The sequence below is a fragment of the Citricoccus sp. CH26A genome (assembly GCF_000224415.1).
In the GTDB taxonomy this organism is placed as follows: domain Bacteria; phylum Actinomycetota; class Actinomycetes; order Actinomycetales; family Micrococcaceae; genus Citricoccus.
In genome coordinates this window covers 1-22,157 of record NZ_AFXQ01000018.1, presented here as the reverse complement: position 1 = coordinate 22,157, position 22,157 = coordinate 1, and the positions used below count along the sequence as shown (strand labels likewise).

The 22,157-nt window shown below is 70.8% G+C and carries 20 protein-coding genes and 1 pseudogene; 9 read left to right on the top strand and 12 right to left on the bottom strand.

Annotated elements, in window-relative coordinates:
- Positions 1–173: 173 nt before the first annotated feature.
- Positions 174–1,337, bottom strand: a complete 1,164-nt coding sequence (locus tag CITRI_RS0111340; RefSeq protein ID WP_010144928.1) for a thiamine pyrophosphate-dependent dehydrogenase E1 component subunit alpha — start codon at positions 1,335–1,337, stop codon at positions 174–176.
- A 222-nt stretch (positions 1,338–1,559) separates the two neighbouring features.
- On the opposite strand from CITRI_RS0111340, the gene CITRI_RS0111335 reads away from it, so the two are divergent.
- On the top strand, positions 1,560–2,009 hold the full coding sequence (locus CITRI_RS0111335) for an Lrp/AsnC family transcriptional regulator (protein WP_010144927.1): 450 nt from the start codon (positions 1,560–1,562) through the stop codon (positions 2,007–2,009).
- Between the two features lie 101 nt (positions 2,010–2,110).
- Positions 2,111–2,578 (top strand): hypothetical protein, encoded by a 468-nt coding sequence (locus CITRI_RS17485; RefSeq protein ID WP_010144926.1) that lies wholly within the window; start codon positions 2,111–2,113, stop codon positions 2,576–2,578.
- Between the two features lie 66 nt (positions 2,579–2,644).
- On the opposite strand, the gene CITRI_RS0111325 is transcribed toward CITRI_RS17485, so the two are convergent.
- The 7 genes from CITRI_RS0111325 to paaA form a co-directional block, all read right to left on the bottom strand.
- Entirely contained in the window at positions 2,645–3,481 is an 837-nt protein-coding gene (locus CITRI_RS0111325) for a formate/nitrite transporter family protein (protein WP_010144925.1), read from the bottom strand.
- A gap of 178 nt (positions 3,482–3,659) precedes the next feature.
- Positions 3,660–4,463: an enoyl-CoA hydratase/isomerase family protein gene (locus CITRI_RS0111320; RefSeq protein ID WP_010144924.1), complete on the bottom strand. Its 804-nt coding sequence runs from the start codon at positions 4,461–4,463 to the stop codon at positions 3,660–3,662.
- Positions 4,464–4,561: 98 nt separating this feature from the next.
- Positions 4,562–5,737 (bottom strand): 1,2-phenylacetyl-CoA epoxidase subunit PaaE, encoded by a 1,176-nt coding sequence (gene paaE, locus CITRI_RS0111315; RefSeq protein WP_029139263.1) that lies wholly within the window; start codon positions 5,735–5,737, stop codon positions 4,562–4,564.
- Positions 5,734–6,180, bottom strand: coding sequence for a 1,2-phenylacetyl-CoA epoxidase subunit PaaD (gene paaD / locus CITRI_RS0111310; RefSeq protein WP_010144922.1), 447 nt, complete (start codon positions 6,178–6,180; stop codon positions 5,734–5,736). The genes paaE and paaD overlap by 4 nt, the downstream gene beginning before the upstream one ends.
- Positions 6,181–6,291: 111 nt before the next feature.
- Positions 6,292–7,164 carry a 1,2-phenylacetyl-CoA epoxidase subunit PaaC gene (gene paaC / locus CITRI_RS0111305; protein WP_010144921.1) on the bottom strand — a complete coding sequence of 291 codons (873 nt, stop codon included), beginning with the start codon at positions 7,162–7,164 and terminating at the stop codon, positions 6,292–6,294.
- A complete protein-coding gene (gene paaB / locus CITRI_RS0111300) occupies positions 7,161–7,475 on the bottom strand; it encodes a 1,2-phenylacetyl-CoA epoxidase subunit PaaB (protein ID WP_010144920.1) in 315 nt (104 codons plus the stop codon). The genes paaC and paaB overlap by 4 nt, the downstream gene beginning before the upstream one ends.
- A complete protein-coding gene (paaA, locus tag CITRI_RS0111295; RefSeq protein WP_010144918.1) occupies positions 7,472–8,461 on the bottom strand; it encodes a 1,2-phenylacetyl-CoA epoxidase subunit PaaA in 990 nt (329 codons plus the stop codon). The genes paaB and paaA overlap by 4 nt, the downstream gene beginning before the upstream one ends.
- Positions 8,462–8,687: 226 nt before the next feature.
- On the opposite strand from paaA, the gene paaI reads away from it, so the two are divergent.
- From paaI to CITRI_RS0111280, 3 genes are all read left to right on the top strand, one after another.
- Positions 8,688–9,167: a hydroxyphenylacetyl-CoA thioesterase PaaI gene (gene paaI / locus CITRI_RS0111290; RefSeq protein WP_010144917.1), complete on the top strand. Its 480-nt coding sequence runs from the start codon at positions 8,688–8,690 to the stop codon at positions 9,165–9,167.
- Between the two features lie 56 nt (positions 9,168–9,223).
- Positions 9,224–10,543 carry a phenylacetate--CoA ligase family protein gene (locus tag CITRI_RS0111285; RefSeq protein ID WP_010144916.1) on the top strand — a complete coding sequence of 440 codons (1,320 nt, stop codon included), beginning with the start codon at positions 9,224–9,226 and terminating at the stop codon, positions 10,541–10,543.
- 62 nt (positions 10,544–10,605) lie between these two features.
- Complete coding sequence (locus tag CITRI_RS0111280; RefSeq protein WP_010144915.1) at positions 10,606–11,220, top strand: TetR/AcrR family transcriptional regulator; 615 nt, start codon at positions 10,606–10,608, stop codon at positions 11,218–11,220.
- Positions 11,221–11,297: 77 nt separating this feature from the next.
- Here CITRI_RS0111280 and paaZ read toward each other — a convergent pair whose 3' ends face one another.
- Positions 11,298–13,427, bottom strand: coding sequence for a phenylacetic acid degradation bifunctional protein PaaZ (gene paaZ, locus CITRI_RS0111275; RefSeq protein WP_010144914.1), 2,130 nt, complete (start codon positions 13,425–13,427; stop codon positions 11,298–11,300).
- A gap of 194 nt (positions 13,428–13,621) precedes the next feature.
- On the opposite strand from paaZ, the pseudogene CITRI_RS20415 reads away from it, so the two are divergent.
- The 4 genes and pseudogenes from CITRI_RS20415 to CITRI_RS0111260 all read left to right on the top strand — a co-directional run.
- Positions 13,622–14,164: pseudogene (locus CITRI_RS20415) on the top strand (pyridoxal-dependent decarboxylase); the annotation flags it as partial.
- Between the two features lie 134 nt (positions 14,165–14,298).
- The gene (locus CITRI_RS20410; RefSeq protein WP_010144912.1) at positions 14,299–15,210 is read left to right on the top strand and encodes a pyridoxal-dependent decarboxylase; all 912 of its coding nucleotides are present in this window, start codon (positions 14,299–14,301) and stop codon (positions 15,208–15,210) included.
- Positions 15,207–16,529 (top strand): lysine N(6)-hydroxylase/L-ornithine N(5)-oxygenase family protein, encoded by a 1,323-nt coding sequence (locus CITRI_RS0111265; protein WP_010144911.1) that lies wholly within the window; start codon positions 15,207–15,209, stop codon positions 16,527–16,529. Before CITRI_RS20410 ends, CITRI_RS0111265 begins: the two co-directional genes overlap by 4 nt.
- Positions 16,526–18,991, top strand: a complete 2,466-nt coding sequence (locus CITRI_RS0111260; RefSeq protein ID WP_010144910.1) for a GNAT family N-acetyltransferase — start codon at positions 16,526–16,528, stop codon at positions 18,989–18,991. Before CITRI_RS0111265 ends, CITRI_RS0111260 begins: the two co-directional genes overlap by 4 nt.
- An 83-nt stretch (positions 18,992–19,074) precedes the next feature.
- On the opposite strand, the gene CITRI_RS0111255 is transcribed toward CITRI_RS0111260, so the two are convergent.
- Genes CITRI_RS0111255 through CITRI_RS0111245 form a run of 3 tightly spaced genes read right to left on the bottom strand, consistent with a single transcriptional unit; the run spans position 19,075 to position 21,983 of the window.
- Positions 19,075–19,962 (bottom strand): 3-hydroxyacyl-CoA dehydrogenase family protein, encoded by an 888-nt coding sequence (locus CITRI_RS0111255; RefSeq protein WP_010144909.1) that lies wholly within the window; start codon positions 19,960–19,962, stop codon positions 19,075–19,077.
- 6 nt (positions 19,963–19,968) lie between these two features.
- A complete protein-coding gene (locus tag CITRI_RS0111250) occupies positions 19,969–20,763 on the bottom strand; it encodes an enoyl-CoA hydratase/isomerase family protein (protein WP_010144907.1) in 795 nt (264 codons plus the stop codon).
- Complete coding sequence (locus tag CITRI_RS0111245) at positions 20,763–21,983, bottom strand: acetyl-CoA C-acyltransferase (RefSeq protein ID WP_010144906.1); 1,221 nt, start codon at positions 21,981–21,983, stop codon at positions 20,763–20,765. The genes CITRI_RS0111250 and CITRI_RS0111245 overlap by 1 nt, the downstream gene beginning before the upstream one ends.
- Positions 21,984–22,157: the final 174 nt, after the last annotated feature.

Genomic DNA, 22,157 nt, shown 5'->3' with positions numbered 1-22,157 from the left:
TCCGGCCGGGACCGGGGCGGCCGGGGACTCCGGCCGGGGCTGCGGGACGCCGGCGCCGCCGGCCCGCGTGGTCGACTCCCGGGCGGCATCCACGGCGACCGTGATCTCACCGGTGTCCGGTCCGGTCTGGGCGCTCCCCGGTCGGGGGCCGGCGTCGGTGTTCTGGGTGGTGCTCATGATGCCTCCTCGCGGGAGAGTTCCTCGGCCAGCATCGCGGACTGCTCGGCCAGTTGGGGAGTGGGGACGGAATAGACGTGGGCGAACAGGTCCTGGGGGTCCGGGGTGCTCTCGCGGTTCATGCCCTCGCGCAGGGCGCTGGCGATGTCCTCGGCCTCCTGCTCGTAGCGGGACTGCAGCTCCTCGGTGAGCAGCCCGCGGTCGGTGAGGTAGGTGCGCATCCGCTTCACCGGGTCCTTCGCCAGCCACTCCTGGACCTCGGCGTCCTCTCGGTAGCGGGTGGCGTCATCGGCGTTGGTGTGCGCCTGGATCCGGTAGGTGTGGGCCTCCACCAACAGCGGCCCGGCCCCGCCGCGGACCAGCCGGACGCCGCGTTCGAGCACGGCCAGCAGGGCCACGAGGTCGTTGCCGTCCACCCGCTCGCCGGCCATGCCGTAGCCCACCGCCTTGTGGGCCAGCGACGGGGCGACGGTCTGGCGTGCCAGCGGCACCGAGATGGCGTACTGGTTGTTCTGCACGAAGAAGATCACCGGCAGGTGGAAGACCGCGGCGAAGTTCAGCGCCTCGTGGAAGTCGCCCTCACTCGTGGCGCCGTCCCCGCACATGGCCACGACCACGGTGTCCTCTCCGCGCAGCCGGGCGGCGTGCGCCACCCCGACGGCGTGCAGCAGCTGGGTGGTCAGCGGCGTGGACTGGATGCCGACCTTGTGCTGCCGCGGGTCGAAGCCGCCGTGCCAGTCCCCGCGGAAGATCGTCATGGCCTCCACCGGGTCCACGCCCCGGGAGATCACGGCCACGGTGTCCCGGTAGGTGGGGAACAGCCAGTCCCCCTCCCCCAGGCAGGCGGCGGCGGCCACCTGGCAGGCCTCCTGGCCGTGACTCGAGGGATAGACCGCCATCCGGCCCTGGCGCACGAGCGCCGAGTTCTGGTCATTGATGCGCCGGCCGGCCACGAGGCGCCGGTAGGCCTCGAGCAGGTCCTCGTCGGCGGGGACCGGATAGTCATGGCCCGGCTCGGCGCCCTGCTCCTCGGTGGACAGGACGGTGCCGTCCTGGTCCACGATCCGGATCAGGTGGCGGGCCGGGAGCATGTAGTCCTCCGGCGTGATGCCGAAGCTGCGGGCAGCCTCGGCGATGTCGGTGCGGACGTCGTCGCTCATCGTTCCTCCTGGACGTTTCCCCGCCGCCGGGGGCACAAGCCTGTGCCCCAGCTCACGGCGGTAGTCACTTTGTACCCACCAGTGTGGAGTGCGTCGATGCTTCGTCGCCGCAATCCCGGCTGATCGTGGACAGATTGTCCGGACCTGCATACTCTGGTGGATGCTTCGGGCTGCCGCCCGGGGTCCCCGGAGCCGACGCTCCACGGTGACCGAGGAGGAACGATGGACAAGGTGCCAGCCCGGATCGACTCCGTGGACGAGCGCATCCTGGCCGAGCTGACGCGGGACGGCCGTCAGTCCGTGACGGCGCTCGCCCAGAAGGTCCACATCTCCCGCGCGCACGCCTACGCCCGGATCAACCGGCTGCAGGAGGACGGCGTCATCACGCGCTACAGCGCCGTGGTGGACCCCGTCCGGGCCGGACTGCGCTCCTCGGCCTACGTCACGCTCAAGTTGCGCCAGCACGGTTGGCGAGAGGTGAAGGAGGCACTGTCCCGGATCCCGGAGGTACACCACGTCAGCCTGGTCGGGGGCAACTTCGACGTCCTGCTGCTGGTCCGCGCGCGGGACAACCTGGACCTGCGCCGCGTGGTCTTCGACAACATCCAGCCACTGCCGGCCGTGTTGGACACCACGACCTTCGTGATCTTCGAGGACATGGACACCCGCTGACCCGCCGTGTCCTGTCCCCTGTATCACAGACCCGGGTGAAGTTGGCGACAAAACCCCGGGCCACCGCCGGAAGTCACTGTTTGCAACTGTAATCTCGGGGTATGAAGTCGCCCGAAGCCCCTCGCCCGTCAGCAGCCCGGCGCGTCCCCCGGCGCGGCCGCCTGTCCATCAGCACCGCCCCTCCCGGGGCGCTGGGCGAGGACATCCTGCTGGCGCGGCACGGAGACCGGATCGACCACTTCCGCCAGGACACCGACCGCGACCAGACCGTCGCGGTCCTGGACGACGGTGGCACGGACACCGCCCCCAACCGTCTCCACGGCGGCGCCGTGCACCTCAGCCCCGCGGACCGCACCCGGTTGCGCCTCGCCGAGCTGTCCTCGGACCGGCACGCGGCGACCCGGCGGGAGTTCGGGTTCCTGGCCAGGATCTCGCTGGCGTGGCTCGTCCTCTCCATCGCGGCCTCCGCCCTCATGATGTGGGGCATGACCACGGTCCTGGAACCCGCCGACCTGGAGCTGATGATGTCCGGGCCCCTGGGGAGCACGCACGGTCCCGCCGCCCCGTGACCCGGTCTCGGCCCAGGCCCTCCTGCCGCCGGTCGGGCCAGCCCCCTCTCGTGCCCGCCGCCGGTGTCACCGGTCGCGGGGGGCGTCCGGATCAGGTCGCGACTGGCGCCGGTAGTGCACCACGAGTTCCTTCGTCCTGACGATGCGCAGCGCCGTCACCAGGAGGATGCCGCCGAGCATGTTGAACACCACGGTGTAGCCGAACCACCCCAGCCACTGCAGGAAGGTGATGTCCGCCCCGGACTGCATGGCGCCGAAGATGAACATCGAGTCCAGGATCGAGTGGAAGAGCTGGAGCCCCGCCAGGAGGAAGCCACCGCCGATCGCCGCGACCACCCGGACCGCATCCGACGTGGTGCCCTTCTGCATCCGGGTCATCAGGGTGATCGTGCTGCCGCCGAGCAGGGCCAGGCAGGCGGTCTGCAGGGAGAAGGGGGCGTCAACGAAGTGGTGGGCCGCCTCCGCGATGGTGGAGCGCCACTCGGGGAAGGCCTGCATCACCAGCCACATGAACACCCAGCCGCCCACGAGGTTGCTCACCAGGGTCACCGACCACAGCCTGAGCAGTTTCCAGATGCTGGCCTGGCGGGTGACCAGGGCCATGATCGGGATGTGGAAGTCCTCGGTGAACAGCTCGCTGTGGGCCAGCAGCACGGCGATCAGCCCCACGCTGAAGGCCAGTCCGGCGAGGAGGTGGCTGTCCGTCTCGTGCAGGACGGCCAGGAAGGCCATCACGCCGACGCCGACCTCCATCCCGCCGAACAGGCCGGTGATGACCACGGCACGGAACGCGCGGTGCAGGCGCTCGGCGCCCTCCTCCATCGTGCTCTCGAACGCCTCCTGCAGGTGCTCCTCGATGGCGAAGTCGTTCTCGCCGAGCTCCCTACGCCTGTCCTCGCTCATTCGCCCTCACAGACATGTCGGTGGTCACGCACGGCCCGACGCGACTCTACTGACCCGCGGCACCATGACACAGCCCCCCCGCCCCGCCGGCGGGGTCGCGAAGCGGCACGACCGGGGGCACAGGAAGGCCCGGCCCCCACCGGGGACCGGGCCTTCGTGTGCGGTACGGCTCGGCGCGTCAGCGCGGCAGGGACGTCCCGGAGACCCCGCGGAATTCCGGCTTGCGCTTCTGCTGGAAGGCGGCGAAGCCCTCGGCGTAGTCCTCCGTGCCGCACAGGTCGGCCTGCGCCCGGTTCTCGGTCGCCATCGAGTCCCACAGGCCCAGTCGCTCATCGCGGATCTGCGCCACGAGTCCCTTGGAGGCCACGAAGGCCCCCGTGGCCCCGGCGGCGACCTTCGCCACGATCGCCCGGGTGTCCTCGAGCAGCGACTCCGCCGGCATGGCGCGGGAGAACAGCCCGGAGGAGACCGCCTCGGCCCCGCTGATCAGTTCGGCCGTGTAGATCAGGTCGAGGGTGCGGTGGGTGCCCAGGCGCTCGGTGAACAGCCAGTGGCCGCCGGAGTCCAGGGTGGCGCCGAGGTTGGCGAACGGCGAGCCGATCTTGGCGTTCTCGGCCACGTAGACCACGTCCGTGGCGATCGCCAGGCCCAGCCCCACGCCCAGGCAGGCGCCCTGGACGGCGGCGAAGGTGGGTGCGGGGAAGGCGCTCATGGTCTTCAGCAGCGGGGTGACCTTGTCCCCCAGGTAGCCCATCACGTCGTCGTCCGCGGGGGTGACCGCGGAGATGTCCCGACCGGCGCAGAACCCGCGCCCCTCGCCGCGCAGCAGCAGGGCCCGCACCTCACCGCGGGAGGCGGCGGCAGCGGCGTCGTCGTAGGCCGCGCCCAGCTCGGCGATCGCCTCCTCGTTGAGGGCGTTCATCTTCTCGGGGGCGTTCAGGACCACTTCGGCGATCCCGTCGGCGATGGTCAGGTCGATCATGCGTGCCTCCTGGGCGGTGGGTGCGGGTGTCAGGGCGGTGACGCCGGGCACGGACGACGCCGTCCCCGCCGGGATCGCGGCGGGGACGGCGTTCGGTGTCAGGCGTCGAAGCTGAGGACCAGCTTGTCCGAGGTGGGGTGGGACTGGCAGGTCAGGACGTAGCCCTTCTCGACCTCGTCGGTCTCGAGTGCGTAGTTCTCGTCCATGTCCACGGAACCCTCCACGACCTTGGCGCGGCACGTGCCGCAGACGCCGCCGGCGCACGCGAACGGGACGTCCGGGCGGACGCGCAGGGCTGCGTTGAGCACGGTCTCGCGCTGGCCCTTGGGGGACTTCACCTCGCCCTGGAGTCCGTCCAGGGTGAAGGTGATGTCGAAGTTGTCGCCCGCCTCGTCCACCACGACCGGGCGGCCGATGTGGCCCTCCGGGCGGCCCTTCGTGGGGTCGCCGGTGGTGAACAGCTCGAAACGGACCTTGTCCGAGTCCACGCCGAGCCCGGCCAGTTCGTCCCGGACCATCTGGACCAGCTCGAACGGGCCGCACAGGAACCACTCGTCCACGGTCTCCGGGCGGATGACGGTGGACAGCAGGGTGGACAGCTTCTCGTTGTCGATCCGGCCTGACAGCAGCGGGGAGATCCGCTGCTCGCGGGTCAGCACGTGGTGCAGGGCGAACCGGGACGGGTAGCGGTCCTTCAGGTCCGCCAGCTCCTCGAGGAACATGACGTCCATGGCGGCCTTGTTCGAGTAGACCAGGTCGAAGCTGACCTTCTCGTTGGCCGCCAGCACGGTCCGGGCGATCGCGATCACCGGGGTGATGCCGGAGCCGGCGGCGAACGCCACGAAGGTGTGCTCGGTGTCGGTGTCGATCGACTCCGGATCGTTGAGCCCGGTCATCTTGTGCTTGGAGATGAAGGCCCCGGCCGGGCTCATCACGTCCATCGTGTCCCCGGCGGTGAGGTTCTCGTTCGCCCACGTGGAGAAGATGCCGCCCAGGTCCCTCTTGATGGCCACCCGGACCTCGCCCGGCCTCGGCTCGGCGCAGATGGAGTAGCTGCGGCGCACCTCGTGCAGGGTGCCGTCGGCGTCCGGGAGTTCCTTGCGCAGGGCCACGTACTGGCCGGGGGCGTAGTCGTACTCGTCCGCCAGCTCCTCGGGGACCGCGAAGGTCACCTCCACGGCGTCGGCCGTCAGGCGCCGGACCCCGGACACCTCGAGCTCGTGGAAGGCCGCACGACGGCGTGCGGGGGCGGAATCGGTTTCAGTTGCAGTCATGAGAGCACCTTGAAGTAGTCGAAGGGTTCCAGGCAGTCCTTGCAGGAGTACAGCGCCTTGCAGGCCGTGGACCCGAAGCGGGAGATTTCGCGGGTGTTCAGCGAGTGGCAGCGAGGACACTTCACTGCCATGCCGAGGGTCACCGTGCCACGGTGTCCCTTGCCGGTGGGCGGGGCGATGCCGTACTCCTGGAGCTTGGCCTTGCCCTCCTCCGTGATCCAGTCCGTGGACCATGCCGGGGAGAGCACCAGGTCCACCCGTACCCTGTCGTACCCCGCCGCCTGGAACTCGGTCTTGAGGTCCTGGCCGATCACGTCCATTGCCGGGCACCCCGAGTAGGTCGGGGTGATGGTCACGACGACGGTGCCGTCGCGGTCCGCGGTGACGTCGCGCAGGATCCCGAGGTCGGCGATGGTGAGCACCGGGATCTCGGGGTCGGTCACCTTCGAGGCGATCTCATACAGCCGGCTGGTGCCGGCGGTGGGGTGGGGATGGTGGTCATGGTGCTTCCTCCGTCTTCACGGTTCGGCGGTGATGCGGGGACGGGCAGCGGGTTACCAGGTCGCCCCGGGGTGCTTCCGCGCCAGGACCTGCATCTCCGCCAGGATGTAGCCCAGGTGCTCGGAGTGCTCGCCGCGACGGCCGTAGGCCATCGCGAACGGGACCTCGGGCACGGAGAGCTCCGCACGCCCGAGGATGTCGGTGAGCCGAGCGGTCCACTCCTCGCGCAGCGTGGACGGGCGCGGGGCGATGCCCTCGAGCTCGTCGTACAACGGCTCGTCCTGGAACAGCTCGTCGACGTACGGCCACAGCTTCTCCAGCGCGCGGCGCATCCGGCGGGCCGATTCCTCGGTGCCCGAGCCCAGTCGCAGGGTCCACAGCTCGGCGTGCTCGAGGTGGTAGTCGACCTCCTTGAGCGCCTTGGCCGCGATGGCGGACAGGGTCCCGTCCGAGGACTCCAGCAGGCGGGTGTAGACCATGTGCTGGTAGATGCCCAGGAACAGGGCCCGGACGATCGTCTCGGCGAAGTCACCGTTCGGCTGCTCGACGAGGTGGACGGAGGTGAACTCCTCCTCCTCGCGCCAGTAGGCCAGGTCGTCCTCGGTCTTGTCCCACTTCTTGCCGGCGTAGGTCAGGAAGGAGCGGGCGTGGCCGAGCTGGTCCAGGGTGATGTTGCCGAGGGCGATGTCCTCTTCCAGCTCCGGGGCACGCGAGACCCAGTGGGCCATGCGCTGGGAGTAGATGAGCGCGTCATCGCCCAGTCGCAGGGCGTACTGGGCGATCGCCTCGGTCGCCGGAGCGGTGTCCTGCAGCGCGATGTCCTCGGGGCGCAGGGCGTTGCCCGGGGTGACGCGCGTGGCCGAGGCGGTGGCGTCGCCGAAGCTGTCCAGGCTGTGGTCCGTGGTCTGGCCGGAGGGAGCGCTCACAGGTGCTTCACCCCTTCGCTCTTGGTGTAGTACGTGGCGTGACGGTAGTCCTTGCCCTTGGGCGACTCGAACATGGCGTCCTTGGCGTCCGGATCCGAGGTCAGGATGTCCTCGGACCGCACGACCCACAGGGACACGCCCTCGTTGCGGCGGGTGTAGAGGTCCCGGGCGTTGCGGACGGCCATCTCGGCGTCCGGGGCGTGCAGGGATCCGGCATGCACGTGGGACAGGCCGCGCGAGGAACGCACGAAGACCTCCCACAGGGGCCAGCCGGCGGACGATCCGTTGTTCGACGTGTTGCTCATGGTCATGCCACCTGTTCCTTCATCTGCTGCTTACGGGCGTAGGCGGACGCGGCCTCGCGGACCCAGGCGCCCTCTTCGTGCGCCTCGCGGCGACGGGCCATGCGCTGGGAGTTGCAGGGGCCGCCGCCCTTGATGACCCGGTTGAACTCGTCCCAGTCCAGCTCCATGTGGATCCACTGGCCGGTCTCCTCGTCATAGCGGAGCTCCGGGTCCGGCAGGGTCAGGCCGAGGACCTTGACCTGCTCGGCGATCATGCCGACGAAGCGCTGGCGCAGGTCGTCGTTCGAGAAGCGCTTGACGTTCCAGGCCATGGACTGCTTCGAGTTCGGGGAGTCGTTGTCCGAGGGACCGAACATCATCAGGGCCGGGGCGTAGAAGCGGTTGATCGCGTCCTGGGCCATCTTCTTCTGGGCCTCGGTGCCGTTGGCCAGCTCGAGCAGGATCTCGAAGCCCTGGCGCTGGTGGAAGGACTCCTCCTTGCAGATGCGCACCATGGCGCGGCCGTAGGGGCCGTAGGAGGCGCGGCACAGCGGGACCTGGTTGGCGATCGCGGCGCCGTCGACGAGCCAGCCGATCGCGCCCATGTCCGCCCAGGTGCGCGCCGGGTAGTTGAAGATCGAGGAGTACTTGGCGCGGCCGGACATCAGCTGGTCGTTCAGGGTGTCGCGGTCCGTGCCGAGGGTCTCGGTGGAGGAGTACAGGTACAGGCCGTGACCGGCCTCGTCCTGGACCTTGGCGATCAGGATGGACTTGCGCTTCAGGCTCGGGGCGCGGGTGATCCAGTTCGCCTCCGGCTGCATGCCGATGATCTCGGAGTGCGCGTGCTGGCTCATCTGCCGGGTCAGGGACTTCCGGTAGGCCTCCGGCATCCAGTCACGGGGCTCGATCCGGGAGTCCTGCTCGATGATCGCGTCGAAGCGCCGCTGGCCCGCCTCGTCCTCGGGGGACAGGACGGCGCTCAGGTGCCCGCCGCTCGTCGTCTGTTCGGCCATGGTGCCCACCTCATTCTCTGGAGTGTCGACGCTGGCAGGAGAATCGCCGCGCGCCGTGGTCAGGTCAGGTCAGTCGCGCTCATATTTACTGACCGCTCGTTCAGTATATATACACCACCTGTGACCCCGTCAACAGCCCCGGGCCGGATCGGTGCTTCACAACTTGACCCACATCACATTCTAGGATTACCTAATGATCGTTCGGTAAAGAAAGTTGGGAGCGCGCATGACCACGCCTGGCACCGCCACGGAAGTAGCGTCCGAGAGTCCGTCCCCCGCGGCCCGCCCCCTGGGCGAGCACCACGCCGTCCTGGCCGGGGACCACGCCAGTGAGTGGATGGGGATCGGGGTGGAGGCCGTCGCGGACGGACACGCCACCATCACCATGACCCTGCGCCCGGAGATGCTGAACGGCTTCGGGATCGCCCACGGCGGCATGATCTTCGCCTTCGCCGACTCGGCCTTCGCGATGGCCTGCAACCCGCCCGAGGGCTCGGACGAGACCCTGACGGTGGCCTCCGGGGCGGACATCAACTTCCTCAAGCCCGGCATCCCGGGCCGGTTGCTGACCGCGGTGGCGAACCGCCGCCAGCAGTCGGGCCGCAGCGGGATCTACGATATCCAGGTCCTGCAGTCCCTGCCCGGGGGCGGCACCGAGGTGATCGCCGAGTTCCGCGGCCGGTCACGCACCGTGGCCGCCCGCTGAGCCCCTCCCCCGCCCCCGAAGAACACCCCCCCACCCCAGCACGAGTAAGGCCTTCGATGACTGAGACCCTGACCACCCAAGAATCGACCGCGGGACTGGATCCCGAGGAGACCATGAGCCGCGACCAGATCGAGTCGCTGCAGCTGGAGCGCCTCCAGCACACGGTCGCCTACGCCTACGAGCGCGTGCCCCTGTACAAGGAGAAGTACGACGCCGTCGGCGTCCACCCCTCCGACCTCAAGGAGCTCTCGGACCTGGCCAAGTTCCCCTTCACGGACAAGGAGGACCTGCGCAAGACCTACCCCTTCGGCATGTTCGCCGTCCCGCAGCCGGAGGTCGCCCGGATCCACGCCTCCTCGGGCACCACCGGCCGCGCCACCGTCGTCGGCTACACCAAGCAGGACCTCACCGACTGGGCCAAGCTCGGCGCCCGGTGCATGCGCCTGTCCGGGATCCAGCGGGGCTGGAAGGTCCACAACGCCTACGGCTACGGGCTGTTCACCGGCGGCATGGGCGCCCACGCCGCTGCGGAGTACCTGGGCACCACCGTGATCCCGATGTCCGGCGGCCAGACCGAGAAGCAGATCACCCTGATCAACGACTTCAAGCCGGACGCCATCCTGTGCACCCCGACCTACCTGCTGACCATCGGCGACGCCATGCAGCGCATGGGCCTGGACCCGCGGCAGACCTCCCTGAAGGTCGGCGTCCTCGGCGCCGAGCCGTGGACCGAGGAGATGCGCCACGAGCTCGAGCAGATGTTCGACATCCACGCGTGTGACATCTACGGCCTGTCCGAGGTCATGGGCCCCGGCGTGGCCGGCGAGTCCTACCGCACCAAGGACGGCTGCCACATCTGGGAGGACCACTTCCGCCCGGAGATCCTGGACCCCTTCGACGAGACCAAGGTCCTCGGCGACGGCGAGCCCGGCGAGCTCGTGTTCACCGCGCTGACCAAGCAGGCCCTGCCGATCATCCGGTACCGCACCCACGACCTGTCCCGCCTGCTGCCGGGCACCGAGCGTCCGGGCCACCGGCGCATGGGCCGGATCACGGGCCGCTCGGACGACATGATCATCCTGCGCGGGGTGAACGTGTTCCCGAGCCAGATCGAGGAGCTGGCCCTGAAGGTCGAGGGCCTCTCGCCGCACTTCCAGCTCGAGATCACCCGCCCGGGCCGCATGGACCAGCTGGCCGTGAAGATCGAGCGCCGCGTCGACTGCACCTCCGACCGCGCCATCGCGGCCGCGGGCGAACTGCAGAAGCTCATCAAGATCCACGTCGGCTCCTCGTGCCAGATCGACGTGGTGGACCCGGAGTCCCTGCCCCGCTCGGTCGGTAAGCTGAAGCGGATCCACGATCTCCGCAACCTCTGATCACCGCGTCCCCCGGGAACCCACACGGTCCCCGGGGGACGACTGTTCCCAAGGAGCAAACAGTGCCCACCGCGCCCAAGGCCACCGCCACACCCCGGCGGGGCCGGCCCGGATACGACCAGGAATCCGTCCTGCAGGTCGCCGTCCAGGTGTTCAACCGCCACGGATACGACGCCACGTCGATGGGCATGCTGGCCGACGAGCTCGGCGTCAGCAAGTCGGCGATCTACCACCACGTGCCCTCCAAGGGCGACCTGCTGCGACTGGCCCTGGATGAGGCACTGGTCCCCCTCGAGGCGATCGGCGAACACGAGCAGGCCCTCACGGGCACCTCGATCCAGCGCCTGGAGTTCATGCTGCGCTCGACCATCCGCGTGCTCATCGAGCGCCAGCCCTATGTGACCCTGCTGCTGCGCCTGCGCGGCAACACCGAGATCGAGCGCCAGGCGCTCGAGCGCCGTCGATCGGTGGACCGCAGGGTCACCGAGCTGATGATCACCGCGCAGCAGGACGGGAAGGTGCGCGCCGACATCGAGCCCCGGACCACCACCCGGCTGATGTTCGGCATGATCAACTCCCTCGTGGAGTGGTACCGGCCCGACGGGCCGGCCACCCCCCAGGAGGTCGAGGAGAACGCGATCGCGATGATCGTGGACGGACTGCGCGCCCGCGACTGACGCCGCCTCACCCACGGCAAAGGCCGCCTCCCCGTCCGGGGAGGCGGCCTTTCTCACGAGCCGAGGGGCCCGCCGGGTCAGTCGGTCCAGTTCTTGTAGGTGACGTCTTCCTTCTCCACCAGGGTCAGGACGTCGTAGGTCGCCACGATCTCGTCCTTCTGGTTGTGGATGATGGCGTCCCAGGCCACCTCGCCGTACTCGTCGGTCACGCGCGGGGTGATCTTCTTGGCGGTCAGCGTGATCCGGATGGAGTCCCCGGCGGCCACCGGGGTGATGAACCGCAGGTTCTCCAGGCCGTAGTTGGCCAGCACCGGGCCCGGCGCCGGCTCCACGAAGAGCCCGGCACCCCAGGCCACGAGCAGGTAGCCGTGTGCCACGGTGCCCGGGAAGAACGGGTTGGCCTCCGCGGCCTTCGGGTTCACGTGGGCGTAGAAGGTGTCCCCCGTGGTGTTCGCGAAGGCCGTGATGTCCTCCTGGGTGACCTGGCGCAGGTCGGAGGCCAGGGCGTCGCCGATGCGCAGCTCGGCCAGGGACTTGCGGAACGGGTGCACGTTGCCCGGCTCCGCGCCGTAGGCCTCCGAACCGGCGATCTGCCGGTCCGCCCCGGTCTGCCAGACGCCGGTGACGGCGGTCAGCAGGTTCGGGGACCCCTGCAGGGCCGTGCGCTGCATGTGGTGCTTGACGGAACGGACGCCGCCGAGCTCCTCGCCACCGCCGGCGCGGCCCGGTCCGCCGTGGACCAGGTGCGGGACGGGCGAGCCGTGGCCGGTGGAGGTCTTGGCGGTCTCGCGATTGAGCAGGTGCACACGCCCGTGGTGACCGGCGATCCCGACGGTCACCTCGCGGGCGACCTCCGGGTCATTGGTGCAGACGGTGGCGACGAGCGAGCCGGAGCCGCGGGCGGCCAGGCGCACGGCGTCGTCCAGGTCGGTGTAGCCGATCAGGGAGGTCACCGGACCGAAGGCCTCACGGGAGTGGACCACCTCGTTCTCCGCGTCCGCCCAGGTCAGCAGCACCGGAGACATGAAGGCCCCGTCCTTCACCACGGCGTCCTCGCCGCTGGCGGTGCGCACCGTGGGCGCGTCCAGGCTGCCGTAGGCGAGCTCGCCTCCGGCGGCCAGCATGTCCTCGACGGCGCCGCGGACGTCCTGGAGCTGTGCCAGCGAGGCGAGCGCGCCCATGGTCACGCCCTCGGCGCGCGGGTCGCCGACGACCACGCGCTGCTCGATCCGGGCCGCGATCGCCGACGCCACAGCCTCGCGCTGGGCCTCGGGAACGATGGTGCGGCGGATCGCGGTGCACTTCTGGCCCGCCTTGACGGTCATCTCGGTGACCACGGCCTTGACGAAGGCCTCGAACTCGGGGGTGCCCTCCACGGCGTCGGGGCCGAGGATGGCGGCGTTGAGCGAGTCGGTCTCAGCGGAGAACCGGACCCCGCCGGAGATGACGTTCGGGTGGGACTTCAGGGACTGGGCGGTGGTCGCGGAGCCGGTGAAGAGCATCATGTCCCGGTAGTCCATGACGTCCAGCAGGCCCCGGGCGGAACCGGAGATCAGCTGCAGGGAACCGGCCGGCAGGATCCCGGAGTCCACCATCAGCCGCACGGCGGCCTCGCTGACGTAACCGGTGGGGGTGGCGGGCTTGACCACGGTCGGCACGCCGGCGATGAACGCGGGGGCGAACTTCTCGAGCATGCCCCAGACCGGGAAGTTGAACGCGTTGACCTGCACGGCCACGCCCGGGATGCGGGTGTAGACGTGCGTGCCGATGAAGGAGCCGTCCTTGGACAGCGGCTCGATCCCGCCGTCCTGGATGACGTTGGAGTTCGGCAGTTCACGGCGGCCCTTCGAGGAGAAGGTGAACAGCACGCCGATACCGCCGTCGATGTCCACCATGTTGTCCACCTTCGTGGCACCGGTGCGGTGGGACAGCTCGTAGAGGTCCTTGCGGTGCTCGTTGAGGTATAGGGCCAGCTCCTTGAGCTTGAGGGCGCGCTCGTGGAGGGTCAGCTTCCCCAGTTCCCGCTGGCCGACGGTCCGGCCGTGTTCCAGGACGGCGCCGAGGTCGAGGCCTTCCGCGCCGTACCGGGCGAGGGTCTCGCCGGTGCTGGCATCGAGGACGTCGGTGGTCCGGGAGTCGGCCCCGGGGGTCCACCACTCGTCGAGGACGTAGCTGGGGACGGTGGGCGCGGCGGTCTGCGTGGTCATCCGGGCACTACCTTTCTGAACGATCGGTCAGTATTGCGTCCACCCTAACAGGATGGTGGCGCAGCGCACAGAGATTTCTCCCCTTCCGACCCTCCCGCGTCACCCTGTCCATAGGGCCAGTTGAATTAGAGCCCATCGGTGTGCGTTTAATGGTTCCTCCTTAGGTAAGGCTTACCTCACTTGGAAGGACCACCATGACCTCCACCAGTCCAGCAGTCCGCCGGGACCCGCCATCGGGGATCGGGGCCGGACCCGGCGCCGACCGGGACCCCGGGGCGCCGCCGCCGTCGCGGGCCAGCCCGGCAGTCGCGAGGGTGCTCCTGTCCGGGGACACCGCCGGGGACTTCCTCCGGGACCACGGCGCGGCGGCACTGCTGGCCGCGGAGGCCCTCGTCCGGGCCCCGGGCCCCACCACGGGTCCCGCCGCCGACGACCTCGAGGGCAGGCTCGACGGCGTCGACCTGAAGGTGCCGCTCGGCTCGACCGAGGCCGCCCTCGAGGAGGCGGTGGCGCTCTACCTGGACGACGCGGTGTACTTCCACCACCCGCGCTATGCGGCGCACCTCAACTGCCCCGTGGCCGTGCCCGCCGTGGCGGCCGAGGCCTGGGTCAGCAGCATCAACTCGTCCATGGACACCTGGGACCAGTCCGCCGGCGCCACGTTCATCGAACGGCGCCTCGTGGACTGGGCCGCCTCGCTGGCGGGGCTGGGCGCGGGGGCGGACGGGATCTTCGGCAGCGGGGGGACCCAGTCGAACCTGCAGGCCCTGCTGATGGCCCGAAACCGTGCGGTGGCCGCCCTCCCGGGCCCCTCCCCGAAAGGTTGGGGGGACTGCGGGTCTACGCCTCTCAGGAGAGCCACTTCAGCATCGTGCGCTCTGCCTCCCAGCTGGGACTCGGCGAGGAGGCGGTGGTGGGCATCCCCGTGGACGGCGACCACCGCATGGACCCGGTGGCCCTGGAACGGGCGATCGCCCGCGACCTCGCCCAGGGCCTTCGCCCCCTGGCCGTCGTCGCCACGGCCGGCACCACCGACTTCGGCGCCATCGACCCGCTGGCCGCCTCCGCCGGGGCCGCCCGGGCCGCCGGCGCCTGGTTCCACGTCGACGCGGCCTACGGCTGCGGGCTGCTGGCCTCGCCGACGCGCCGGCACCTGCTGGACGGCATCGAGCTGGCGGACTCGGTGACCGTCGACTTCCACAAGTCCTTCTTCCAGCCCATCGGGTCCAGCGCGCTGCTGGTCCGGGACGGGGCACGGTTCGCGCACATCACCCACCACGCCGACTACCTGAATCCGGGCCGGGACCCCGCCAGCCCGAACCAGGTGGACAAGTCGCTGCAGACCACCCGCCGCTTCGACGCGCTCAAGCTCTGGGTCACCCTGCGCTCCGTGGGCCACGAGGCCCTCGGCGCCATGTTCGACACCACGCTCGACCTCGCTGCCGACGCCGGCCGGCAGGTCGCGGCCTGCCCCGGGCTGGCCCTGGCCGCTCCGGTGCACCTGGGCATGGTCGTCTTCCGCTACGAGCCGGAGCTGGATCCGGGGCCGTGGGCCCGGGGAGAGGCACCCGGACCGGCAGCCGTCGACGAGCTCAACGACGCGATCCGCGGGGCCCTCTACCGCTCGGGCGAGGCCATGGTCGCCGCCACCACCGTCGCGGGCCGGCGTCACCTCAAGCTGACCCTGCTCAATCCCCGCACCACGTCCGCGGACGTCGCCGGGATCCTGGCCGGGATCGTCCGGCACGGCCGGGCCCTCACCCCCGCGGAGGTGACGGCATGAGCACCCATGACGTGATCGCCGTCGGCGCCGGACCGTTCAACCTCGGCTTCGCCGCACTGGCGGTGCCCGCAGGGCTCGACACCGTGGTCCTGGAGTCGCGGGAGGGACCGCAGTGGCATCCGGGCATGATGCTCGAGGGCACCCACCTGCAGGTCCCCTTCCTGGCCGACCTCGTGACCCTCGCCGACCCCACCCACCCGCTGTCCTTCCTGGCCTTCCTGAAGGAGTCCGGGCGCCTGTACCCCTTCTACATCCGGGAGGACTTCCACGCGCTGCGCTCGGAGTACTCCCGTTACCTGGCCTGGGCCGCACACCGGTTGCCGGTGCGCTACGGCCACCGGGTCGTCGCCGTCGAGCACGACGGCGACGCCTACCTGGTCACCGCGCACACGCCCGACGGGCCCCGGACCCTGCGGGGCCGGAACCTGGTGCTGGGCACCGGCACGGATCCCCTCCTGCCCGACGCCGTCCCCGCCGCCCTGCGCGAGGACCCGCGCGTCGTGCACTCCTCCGGCTACCTCCCCGCCCGGGAGCGCCTCGCGAAGGCCGGCCGCATCGCCGTCGTGGGCAGCGGGCAGAGCGCCGCCGAGGTGTTCGCGGACCTGCTGGGCCGCCCGGGAGATCACCGGCACGTGGAATGGCTCACCCGCTCACCGAGATTCTTCCCCCTGGAGTACACGAAGCCCACGCTGGAGATGACCTCCCCGGACTACGTGGACCACTTCACCTCCCTGCCCCAGCAGGTCCGGGACCGGCTGGGTGCCTCGCACGCACCGCTGTACAAGGGAGTCAACGCCGAGCTGCTCGACCGCATCTACGACATGCTCTACGAGGCCAGCGTCCACGGACCGGCTCCGGCCACCCTGCGGACCTCGACCGCCCTGGAGGACGTGCGGGAGGACGCGGGCCGGCTGCGGCTGACCCTGCGCCACGCCGACGACGGCGGGGTGCACGGGACGACCGTCGACGCCCTCGTGCTGGCCACCGGGTACGGATACCGGGAGCCCCGGTTCCTGCAGGGCATCGAGGACCGCCTGTCCCGATTGCCGGACGGCCGGTGGGACGTGGACCGCGGTTACGGCATCGGGGTGCACGGCGACGTGTTCGTCCAGAACGCGGAACTGCACACCCACGGGTTCACGGCCCCGGACCTCGGCATGGGCGCGTACCGCAATTCCGTCCTCGTCAACCGCCTGGCGGGGCGGGACCACTACGCCGTCGAGGACCGGATCGCCTTCCAGTCGTTCGGCTCCCCCGGTGCCGAGGACCCGACCACACCCAACCGATCGACCGCCATCCTCGAGGAGGCACTGCGATGACCAGCCCGACAGTCACCGGGGACCACCGGCCCCGGTTCACGTTCCGTCCCGTCCGCCCCGACGCGGACGCCGCCCTCCTGCACTCCTGGCTGACCACGCCCCGGGCCCGGTTCTGGGGCATGGAGGGCGCCGGCGAGGCTGAGGTCCGGGCCGAGCACGAGCGGATCGCGGCCGATCCGCATCACGCCGCGCTGCTGGCCCTGGACGGTCGACGAGACGGCCTGCCGGCCTTCCTGCTGGAGACCTACGACCCGGCCCACTCGATGTTGGCCGGCCGCTACCCCTGGCGTCACGGCGACGCCGGGCTGCACCTGTTGCTCCCCCATCCGGCCGGCGCCGGGGGCCCCGAGGCAGGTTTCAGTGCCGCCGCGATGGACGCGGCCTTGGCACACCTCTTCGCCGACCCCGCCGTGGTGCGCGTCGTGGTGGAACCGGACGCCCGCAACACGGCGATCCAGGCGCTCAACGCCCGGTGCGGGTTCCGTCCGGCCGGGCGCGTGGAACTGCCCGCCGCCGATGGCGCCCCGGCCAAGACGGCCCAGATCTCGTACTGCACGCGTGTGGACTTCGCCACGGCGACGGGACGTCCCAGCGGTGCGGTGCCCCACCTCAGCCCGGAACGCTGGGCTGCGGCGAACCGCCACGTGACCGCCAAGGCCATCGCCGAGTTCTCGCACGAGCGTCTCCTGGCCCCCGACCCCGACCCGGCCACCGGCGACGACCCGGACGGGCAGCGGTGGGTCCTGCACGGGCCCGGGGTGCGCTACCGCTTCCGGGCCCGTCGCCACGCACTGGAGCACTGGGACCTCGACCCCGGGTCACTGACCTGCGAGGAACGGGTCCCGGCCGCGGCGCAGGACGAGCCCGGCGCCCCGGACGGCAGCGCCTGGCGCCCGGCCGCACCGGACGCCCAGCGCTTCATCACGGCGTTCCGGGAACCCCTGGGCATCTCGGACCGGCAGTTGCCCGTCTACCTGGAGGAGGTCGGCAGCACACTCGCCTCGCACTGCTACAAGCAACTGCACTCCACCGCCACGGCGGAGGAACTCGCGGCCGGCACCGGGGACCCGCTGGCGGACTTCCAGCGGATCGAGGCCGCCATGACCGAGGGGCATCCCTGCTTCGTGGCGAACAACGGCCGGCTCGGCCTGGGCGCCGAGGACTACCTGGACCTGGCGCCCGAGACGGGATCGGCGATCCGGCTCGAGTGGGTCGCGGCCCACCGCTCCCGGGCCCGGTTCTCGGCCGTGGAGGGGCTTGACCTGGGCTCACTGCTCGAGGCCGAGCTGGGACCGGCGCAGCGGGCGGTGTTCCGGCACCGCCTCGTCGAGGCCTGCCACCGCACGGGGCTGGACCCGGATGACTTCCTCCCGTTGCCGGTGCATCCCTGGCAGTGGCGCAACCGCCTGTCCGTCACGTTCGCCGGGGACGTCGCCACGGGCCACCTCGTCCACCTCGGCCCCACCGCGGACCTGTACCAGCCGCAGCAGTCCATCCGGACCTTCATGAACCGGACCGCTCCGGGACGTCACTACGTGAAGACGGCGCTGTCCGTGCTCAACATGGGGTTCCTGCGCGGCCTCTCCGCGGCGTACATGGACGCCACGCCGGCGATCAACGACTGGCTGGCCGGACTGTTCGCCGACGACCCTGAGCTGGACCCCTCCCGGGTCCAGCTGTTGCGGGAGACGGCCGCCGTGGGGTACAGGAACCCGCTGTTCCACGCGGCCACGGACCGGCACTCGGCCTACCGCAAGATGCTCGCCGCCCTGTGGCGGGAGTCCCCGGCCGAGCGCATCGAACAGGGCGAGACCCTGGCCACCATGGCCTCGCTGCTGCACGTGGACGCCCAGGGCACACCCTTCGTGGCCGCCCTCGTCCGGCGCTCGGGGCTGGAGACGGCCGACTGGCTGGAGCGCTACCTCGAGTCCTACCTCGTGCCGATCGTGCACTGCCTGGTCCGCCACGACCTGGTGTTCATGCCCCACGGGGAGAACGTGGTCCTGGTGCTGCGGGACGGTGTCCCGGTGCGGGTGCTGCTCAAGGACCTGGCCGAGGAGGTCGCCGTGCTGAGCGAACGCACCCTGCTGCCGGAGGACGTCCGCCGCCTGCGCGCCGAGGTGGACCCCGAGGACCACGGCCTGTCCATCCTGACGGACGTCGTGGACTGCTTCCTGCGGTTCCTGGCCCCGTTGCTCGTGCGCGAGGGGCTCATCACCGAGGAGGGCTTCTGGACCGTGGTGGCCTCCCGGCTGACGGCGTACCGGGCCCGGCACCCCGAGTCCGCGGACCGTTTCGACTCCCTGCGCCTGCTGGAGCCCACCTTCCGGCTGTCCTGCCTGAACCGCCTGCAATTGCGCAACAACCAGCAAATGGTGGACCTGGCGGATCCGGCCGGCTCCCTCGCCTACGCCGGGGAACTGGACAACCCCCTGGCCGCCGCGGCCGCCGTGCGTTCCTAGCGGGCCGGGAGCCGAGGACGACCGTGGCCCGGACCGTGAGGGTCCGGGCCACGGTCGCGGGGCTCCCCAGGAGCCCTGCGCGATCAGCTCCAGTCGAAGAAGCCCTTGCCGGACTTGCGCCCGAGCTCGCCGCGGGCGACCTTGTCCCGCAGGATGGCCGGCGGCTCGAAGCGCTCACCCAGGGTCGAGGCCAGGTACTCGGCAATGCCGAGGCGGACGTCCAGGCCCACGATGTCCGTGGTGCGCAGCGGGCCGGTGGGGTGCTTGTAGCCCAGGACCATGGCGTTGTCGATGTCCTCGGCAGTGGCCACGCCCTCCTCGACCATCCGCATGGCCTCCAGGGCGATGGCCACGCCGAGGCGGGAGGAGGCGAACCCCGGGGCGTCGTTGACCACCACGGCGGTCTTGCCCAGCCCTGCGGTCCAGGACCGGGCGGCGTCCACCAGTTCCGGCGCGGTCTGCTCGCCGATGACGACCTCCACGAGGGTGGAGGCCGGCACCGGGTTGAAGAAGTGCAGCCCCAGGAAGCGCTGCGGACGCTCCAACTCCCTCGCCAGCCCGGTCACGGACAGGCTGGAGGTGTTCGAGGCCAGCACCGCGCCCTCCGCGAGGTTGCGCTCCACCGCCCGCAGCGACTCCACCTTCAGGTTCCAGTCCTCCGGCACCGCCTCGACCACGAGCTCGCGGTCGGCGAAGGCCTTGCGGTCCACGGAGACGGTGAACCGCTCGAGGATCGCGTCCAGGTTGCCGTCCAGCACCCCGCGCTCGAGGGACTTGGCGGTCGAGGACTCCACGCGCTCCTGCGCGGCCTCGGCCGCGGCCTCATCGCGCTCCACGATGACGACGTCGGAGCCCTTGATGAGGAAGGCGTGGGCGATGCCCGCACCCATGCGGCCGCCGCCGAGCACGCCGACGGTGGCGGGGACGGACGGGGTGATCTCGGGCGCGGACGCCCCGGTGGTCTCGGTCATGAGGGCCTACTTCCTGTTCTTCTTGTCGAGAAACGCCTGCATGCGGTCGAACTTGGCCTGGGACTCGAAGAGCATGCCCTGGGCCAGGGTGTCGATGACGGGATGGACCTCCCGGGGGGTGTGGAACACGGACTTGGTGATGCGCACCGCCAGCGGGTCCTGGGCACCGATCCGGTCGGCCAGGGCGTGGGCGGTGTCCATCAGCTGCTCCGGGGCCACCAGCTCGGTGATGAGCCCGGCCGCCAGGCACTCCGCGCCCTTGAGCACCTTGCCGGCCAGCAGGATCTCCTTGGCCAGCGGCTCCCCGACGAGTTCCCGCAGCCGCCAGGTGGCGCCGGCGGCGGCCATGATCCCGAGGTTCGTCTCGGGGTTGCCCATGCGCAGGGCCTCGGTGCCGATCCGGAAGTCGGCGGCGTAGGCCAGCTCGGCCCCGCCGCCGAGGGCGTAACCGTCCAGGGCCGCGATGACGGGCATCGGCAGCTTGGCGATCCGGTCGAAGATCGTGGAGTTGATCCCGGCCAGGGCGTCGTCCCGGCGGCGCTCACGCAGCTGGGCGATGTCCGCACCGGAGGCGAAGATCCCCTTGGTCCCGGCCTCCGTGTCCGACGGTGCCCCGGTGAGGATGAGGACCTTCGGGGTGGTCTCCAGGTGGGCGCAGACGGCGTGCAGCTCGTCGACCATCGTCTGGTCGATCGCGTTGCGGACCTCGGGCCGGTGCAGCCGGGCCACCAGCCGGTCCTCGCGCTCCTCGATCGCCAGCGTGGTGAACCCGCCGGCCTCCAGGGTCTGGGATCGCGTCATCAGACGGACTCCACCAGCAGGGCGGAACCCTGCCCGACGCCCACGCACATGGTCGCCAGGCCGCGGGCGCCCGCGGACGCCTCGCGTTCGAGGCGGCCCAGCAGCGTGATGACGAGCCGGGACCCGGAGGAGCCGAGCGGATGCCCGAGGGCGATCGCGCCGCCGTCGTTGTTCACGATCCCGGCGTCCAGGCCCAGCTCGCGCATGCTGGCCAGGGACTGCGAGGCGAACGCCTCGTTGAGCTCGACGGCGGCGAGGTCACCGACCGCGGTGCCGGTGCGCTCCAGCACCTTCCGGGAGGACGGCACCGGGCCCATGCCCATGATCTCCGGGGCCAGTCCGGCGGAGGCGCCGGCCAGGATGCGGGCGCGCGGGGCCAGCCCGTACTTCTCGACGGCGGCCTCGGAGGCGACGACGATCGCGGAGGCGCCGTCGTTGAGGGTGGAGGCGTTGCCCGCGGTCACGACGGAGCCGCCCTTGACGACCGGGCGCAGTCCGGCCAGGACCTCGGCGGTGGTGCCGGGACGCGGGCCCTCGTCCGTGTCCACGATCGTCTCGGCACCCTTGCGGCCCTTGACGGTCACGGGCACGATCTCCTCGGCGAAGCGGCCCGCCTCGATGGCGGCCAGCGCCCGCTCGTGGGAACGGACGGCGAAGGCGTCGCAGTCCTCGCGGGAGGTGTTGTAGACGCGGGCGACCTCCTCGGCCGTCTCCGGCATGGAGTAGGTGGCCTTGCCGCCGCGGGAGTACTCACCGGAGAGGAACGCGGGGTTGGGGAAGCGCCAGCCGATGGAGGTGTCGTACACCTCGCCGGGCTTGGCGAAGGGCTTGGCCGGCTTCTCCATCACCCACGGGGCGCGGGACATGGACTCCACGCCGCCGGCGACCACGACGTCCGCGGCACCGGCCTGGATCATGTGCGAGGCCATCTGGATGGCGCTCATGCCCGAGGCGCACAGGCGGTTGACGGTGATGCCCGGGACGTGGTCCGGGAAGCCCGCGAGCAGCCAGGCCATGCGGGCGACGTTGCGGTTCTCCTCGCCAGCACCGTTGGCGTTGCCGTAGATCACCTCGTCCACCACGTCCGGGGCCAGGCCGGCGCGCTCGACGGCGGCGCGGACCGTCAGCGCGGCGAGGTCGTCGGGACGGACGGAGGACAGGGCCCCTCCGTACCGGCCCACCGGGGTGCGGGCGCCACCGATCAGGAATGCTGCAGTCATGGGACTCCGTTCGCGGGAACTTCAGGGGTGGAGGCCGAATTACCGACCGATCGTTCACCTACAGTATTCCGCGTCACACGGGGTGGGGCAAACAGATGACCTGACGGGCGGGGATGCGCACCCGGAAGGCGCCCGCCGCCCCGGCGGCCCCCTGAGGCCCCGTTAACGGGAGCC

Excerpts from the sequence above, each read along its gene's own strand:
- CITRI_RS0111340 (WP_010144928.1), bottom strand. The coding sequence starts at position 1,337 with ATGAGCGACGACGTCCGCACCGACATCGCCGAGGCTGCCCGCAGCTTC.
- CITRI_RS0111265 (WP_010144911.1), top strand. The coding sequence starts at position 15,207 with ATGAGCACCCATGACGTGATCGCCGTCGGCGCCGGACCGTTCAACCTC.
- paaA (WP_010144918.1), bottom strand. The coding sequence starts at position 8,461 with ATGGCCGAACAGACGACGAGCGGCGGGCACCTGAGCGCCGTCCTGTCC.
- paaB (WP_010144920.1), bottom strand. The coding sequence starts at position 7,475 with ATGACCATGAGCAACACGTCGAACAACGGATCGTCCGCCGGCTGGCCC.
- CITRI_RS0111255 (WP_010144909.1), bottom strand. The coding sequence starts at position 19,962 with ATGACCGAGACCACCGGGGCGTCCGCGCCCGAGATCACCCCGTCCGTC.
- CITRI_RS0111250 (WP_010144907.1), bottom strand. The coding sequence starts at position 20,763 with ATGACGCGATCCCAGACCCTGGAGGCCGGCGGGTTCACCACGCTGGCG.
- paaZ (WP_010144914.1), bottom strand. The coding sequence starts at position 13,427 with ATGACCACGCAGACCGCCGCGCCCACCGTCCCCAGCTACGTCCTCGAC.
- CITRI_RS17485 (WP_010144926.1), top strand. The coding sequence starts at position 2,111 with ATGAAGTCGCCCGAAGCCCCTCGCCCGTCAGCAGCCCGGCGCGTCCCC.
- CITRI_RS0111335 (WP_010144927.1), top strand. The coding sequence starts at position 1,560 with ATGGACAAGGTGCCAGCCCGGATCGACTCCGTGGACGAGCGCATCCTG.
- CITRI_RS0111320 (WP_010144924.1), bottom strand. The coding sequence starts at position 4,463 with ATGATCGACCTGACCATCGCCGACGGGATCGCCGAAGTGGTCCTGAAC.
- paaE (WP_029139263.1), bottom strand. The coding sequence starts at position 5,737 with ATGACTGCAACTGAAACCGATTCCGCCCCCGCACGCCGTCGTGCGGCC.
- paaI (WP_010144917.1), top strand. The coding sequence starts at position 8,688 with ATGACCACGCCTGGCACCGCCACGGAAGTAGCGTCCGAGAGTCCGTCC.
- CITRI_RS0111325 (WP_010144925.1), bottom strand. The coding sequence starts at position 3,481 with ATGAGCGAGGACAGGCGTAGGGAGCTCGGCGAGAACGACTTCGCCATC.
- CITRI_RS0111260 (WP_010144910.1), top strand. The coding sequence starts at position 16,526 with ATGACCAGCCCGACAGTCACCGGGGACCACCGGCCCCGGTTCACGTTC.
- CITRI_RS0111285 (WP_010144916.1), top strand. The coding sequence starts at position 9,224 with ATGACTGAGACCCTGACCACCCAAGAATCGACCGCGGGACTGGATCCC.
- CITRI_RS0111245 (WP_010144906.1), bottom strand. The coding sequence starts at position 21,983 with ATGACTGCAGCATTCCTGATCGGTGGCGCCCGCACCCCGGTGGGCCGG.